The following is a 2,667-nucleotide window of genomic DNA, read 5'->3' on the forward strand; positions in this document are numbered from 1 at the left end:
CGGTGACATCGACCTGAAAGATGTGGTTCACAACGATCGCATCCTCGTCATCCTTATCCCCGCACTGGAAATCTCTTCCACCGAGGCGGCTGCACTCGGGCGACTGTATGTATCTCAGCTGGCGATGATCCTGAGCCAGGACCTCGGTGAAAAGCTGGAGGGGCGGCCGGAAGACATCATGGTTGTACGCAAGTACAAGGACAGGTTCCCCTTTCTGTGGATAGCCGATGAGGTGGGGGCTTGTTACACCGAAAAGCTGGGTGAGCTGGCCACCCAGGTCCGATCGCTGGGGTATTGCTTGCTGCTGGCCGGACAAGAAGCACAGCGGCTTAAATCGGCGGCCGGTGACCGTGTATGGACGTTGATCGCCAACATGGGTACCCGTATCACCGGCAAAATCATGGACCCGAAAGACACACTGGAAATCCTGCAGTTGATGGCCGGCACGGAGTATTTGCCGGAAATGAGCCAGATGGTGCGTCAGAACGGTGTCATGGGCAGTCGCTGGGATGAAGACGACAAACTGCAACTGCGCGAGCAAAAGAAAGTCAGCGTGGAAGAAGTGCAGCAGCTGCAGGAGGGCGAGAACATTACCCTGTTCCGGGGGGAGGTTATTCGTGGTGCTTCGCTCTATATCGCTGACGCTGACAAGTTCACGAAAGAGGCGATACAGATTAACCGTTTTATTGAGGTGGCTCCGCCGTCTCTCAATACGCTGCTTGCGCAGGCACCGGCAGCCGTTCGTCGTAGCTATCCACGGGCTGACCGGATACAGCAGATAGTCCGCCGGCTGGATGCGCCGGACGCACGTTCAGATCTGGAGAACCTGCTGCTGACCGATCCCGCGCTGGCGGCCATCAATGACCTGGAAGACGAATGGCAGCATATCTGGCGCCGACGTCCGACGGCGGCGGTCAGCACCAGCCTGCTATGGGAAACGGCACTGGCGCATCTGCCGGCACGTGGGCGGGGTTATCAGGTGCAGGCGAAAACCCCGACCGCACTGGGTGTTGGGCAACCACGTCTGATGGCCTACCAAATGCAACATATTCCGGTTGAGAAGCCGGCCAACAACACTTCAAAAGAGAACGCAAAATGGCAACGAAAATCACAGTAAACGGCAAGACAATGGTCGTCGATGGTAATCATATCCGCGTCAGCGGTAACCAGGTGATTGCGGATGGCCAGACGGTGTCGCTGGGCGATGGGATGGTGGTGGCTGTCGCCATTACGATTGTGGGTGATGTGCAGGTGATTGATTCCGAAGAGGCCGATGTGACGGTGCAGGGGAATGTGGGCACCGTGCGCAGTACCAACGGCAACGTCAGGGCCGGTAATGTCACCGGCAACATCGAGACGCGTACAGGTAACGTAACCTGTGGTCATGTGCAGGGCGGCGTCAGTTCGAGGAACGGCAATGTGTTTTACGGGGGCGCAAAATGATGCGGACCTCGCTGAAAGTCTGGTGTCTGGCCGCAACCCTGGCTGCGCCCTCGGTGCAGGTGGGGTTCTCACCCGAAGGCAGCGCCCTGCAACTGGTACTGAATACGCTCAATGATGCCCAGAGCAGTATCCGGCTGATGGGGTATTCGTTCACCTCCCCCGAGGTGGCGAAGGCACTGACGAGCGCCAAGCGCCGGGGCGTTGATGTGAAAGTAGTGCTGGACGCGAAGGGAAACCAGAACAAGGCCAGCCAGGCGGCGATGAATTTGCTGGTCAATGCCGGCATTCCGGTTCGTACCGTCGATAACTTCAAGATAATGCACGACAAACTGATCATCACCGACCAGGTGAATGTCGAGACAGGGTCATTCAATTTTAGCCGCGCAGCGGCGCGGTCCAACTCGGAAAATGCACTGGTGCTGCATGATATGCCTGGCGTGGCACAAACCTACCTTGCGCACTGGCAATCGCGCTGGGATATCGGGAAGGAGTGGCGCTCGTCGTATTGAAATGTCCCCCATACCTTTCTGTCACCCTATGACGACTTGATCCTCTCGGCTCCGGTCGTCCGCTCTTCCTGCATTTTTATCTGTCATCCCGCGCCAACGGGACTGAAAAATGCTTTTTATGCTGCTAACTTACGGATTCTGTAGTAGGCTTTGCCAAACGATCCTTTTCAGATCCTTGGGGAGGCAGAAATGTCACAGGCCGTAAATGCAGTAACTTCCTCATCGAAAGCGAAGCGTCAGTATAGAAAAGGCAATGCTATGACTGCGTCTGAAAAGCAGCTTGCATCGATAGCCCGGAAACGTTTAACGCATAAAGAGATTAATGTATTTGTCCGAAATCCTCTAAAAGAACAATTTATAGAGTTTTGTTCAGATGATGGTCTTACTCAAGGACAAATGATTGAGATGCTGATTGAACGTGAAGCGAAAAGACGGCTTACCGAAAAGTAAATGGTTTACTTTCTTGCTAGGTCTGACTTCTGGTGCTAGATTACTGATCGTCTGAAGCATTTTTTGGTTGGCCACGCCGCAAGGTGGCAATGAACAGGGGCTGTTGAGAAGATTGTACTGCCCCTGGAAAGCAAAAACCCCGATAATCTCTTCTGTTTGGCGACGTAGAAGATTACCGGGGCTCACTTAAAACTGTATAGAAGCGTTGCTCTATGCAGGGAGTATAGTTTTATGCCTTTTAAAGGTCAACTCCTCCTGTGCAACT

The 2,667-nt window shown here is 54.2% G+C and carries 3 protein-coding genes and 1 pseudogene; all 4 read left to right on the plus strand.

What is annotated here, in order from left to right; all coding sequences use genetic code 11:
- Window positions 1-1,117, plus strand: a pseudogene (locus A6U95_RS25240) (type IV secretory system conjugative DNA transfer family protein); the annotation flags it as partial.
- On the plus strand, window positions 1,096-1,443 hold the full coding sequence (locus tag A6U95_RS25245; RefSeq protein WP_129942299.1) for a hypothetical protein: 348 nt from the start codon (window positions 1,096-1,098) through the stop codon (window positions 1,441-1,443). The pseudogene A6U95_RS25240 and the gene A6U95_RS25245, both read left to right, overlap by 22 nt.
- Entirely contained in the window at window positions 1,440-1,952 is a 513-nt protein-coding gene (locus tag A6U95_RS25250) for a phospholipase D family protein (protein ID WP_065686490.1), read from the plus strand. The genes A6U95_RS25245 and A6U95_RS25250 overlap by 4 nt, the downstream gene beginning before the upstream one ends.
- A 189-nt stretch (window positions 1,953-2,141) precedes the next feature.
- Window positions 2,142-2,402: a replication regulatory protein RepA gene (locus A6U95_RS25255; protein ID WP_065686491.1), complete on the plus strand. Its 261-nt coding sequence runs from the start codon at window positions 2,142-2,144 to the stop codon at window positions 2,400-2,402.
- Window positions 2,403-2,667: the final 265 nt, after the last annotated feature.

Source organism: Serratia sp. 14-2641, assembly GCF_001692375.1.
GTDB classification, from domain to species: Bacteria; Pseudomonadota; Gammaproteobacteria; order Enterobacterales; family Enterobacteriaceae; genus Chania; species Chania fonticola_C.

Bases quoted from the DNA above. Each gene is read 5' to 3' on its own strand.
- A6U95_RS25255 (WP_065686491.1), top strand. From the start codon at position 2,142: ATGTCACAGGCCGTAAATGCAGTAACTTCCTCATCGAAAGCGAAGCGT.
- A6U95_RS25250 (WP_065686490.1), top strand. From the start codon at position 1,440: ATGATGCGGACCTCGCTGAAAGTCTGGTGTCTGGCCGCAACCCTGGCT.
- A6U95_RS25245 (WP_129942299.1), top strand. From the start codon at position 1,096: ATGGCAACGAAAATCACAGTAAACGGCAAGACAATGGTCGTCGATGGT.